The 1,026-nt window shown below is 67.6% G+C and carries 2 protein-coding genes; both read right to left on the bottom strand.

The window, feature by feature from the left end; all coding sequences use genetic code 11:
• Positions 1–129 precede the first annotated feature (129 nt).
• Positions 130–537 carry a type II toxin-antitoxin system VapC family toxin gene (locus HC022_RS27410; RefSeq protein WP_167454476.1) on the bottom strand — a complete coding sequence of 136 codons (408 nt, stop codon included), beginning with the start codon at positions 535–537 and terminating at the stop codon, positions 130–132.
• Complete coding sequence (locus tag HC022_RS27405; RefSeq protein WP_167454475.1) at positions 534–776, bottom strand: type II toxin-antitoxin system Phd/YefM family antitoxin; 243 nt, start codon at positions 774–776, stop codon at positions 534–536. The genes HC022_RS27410 and HC022_RS27405 overlap by 4 nt, the downstream gene beginning before the upstream one ends.
• Positions 777–1,026: the final 250 nt, after the last annotated feature.

The following is a 1,026-nucleotide window of genomic DNA, read 5'->3' as shown; positions in this document are numbered from 1 at the left end:
TCCCGACCCGCGCCGGGACCGGATGCGCATCCTGCTCAAGGGCGGTCAGATGGGGGCCGAGGATCTCTTCGACCGCTTCGCCGAGCGCGCCGGCGCAGGGATCGCCGCCAGCTGAGCCCCAACGCCGCGTCAGGCGAACGGGTTCACCACCCGCGCGCCCGTGGGCTCGAAATCCGAGACATTGCCGGTGACCACGGAGGCGTCGCGCGCCAGTGCCTGCGCGGCGATCATCAGGTCCGCTCCGTTGTGACCGAGCCGCGCCGAGAGCTCCCCCCAGATCATCGCATCCGCGGCGTCGAACGCGAGCAGCCGGTCGGCGAAGACCGTCACCGTGCGCTCGAGCCAGAGCCGCAGGTCACGGGCGAAATCGGGGTTGCGCGGCTCCTGCAGGCGGATGCCACGCTCGATCTCGCCCAGCGTCACCACACTGAGATAGAGGTCGGTCTCGGCCTGCGCGCCCAGCCAGCGGGCGACCTGCGGCGCACGGTCGGCCCGACGCACTGCCGAGATCACGTTGGTGTCGAGGATGTGGATCAAAAGGTGACGTTCCGCGGCGCGACTTCGGCCCGGGGCAACTCTTCGCCCGGGAAGGCCATAAGGTGGTCGGCAAAGCTCTCGCGGCGGGCCTGCGCGGCGTGGACCAGCCGGTGGTATTCCTCGGCCGACACCACCACGACGGCGGGCTTGCCCCGGCGCGAGACCTCCTGCGGACGGCCGGCGAGCGCCGCGTCCACCACCGCGCTGAAGCGGTTCTTGGCATCTTGCAGGGTCAGCATGGGAGTCTCTCCTGTCTAGCTATCTGGCTAGATAGTATCTCGAAACCCGTTCGTCAAGCAAGCCGCTCCGCAGCGCTGCCTGCAGATCTGCCGCCGGTCAGCATCCGCCCCCATCCCCCGCGCCTGATCTGTCAGATTTATTACAGCGCAGATTTCTTATCATATGATGGTTTGGCGATATTGTATGACCCCATCAAGATAGGGGCCCGGCCGCAACGCCACGCGATTACACGGAGGGCCGACAGCGTCG

This window comes from Salipiger sp. HF18, assembly GCF_011806505.1.
In the GTDB taxonomy this organism is placed as follows: domain Bacteria; phylum Pseudomonadota; class Alphaproteobacteria; order Rhodobacterales; family Rhodobacteraceae; genus Salipiger; species Salipiger thiooxidans.
This window is presented reverse-complemented; position numbering and strand designations above follow the sequence as displayed.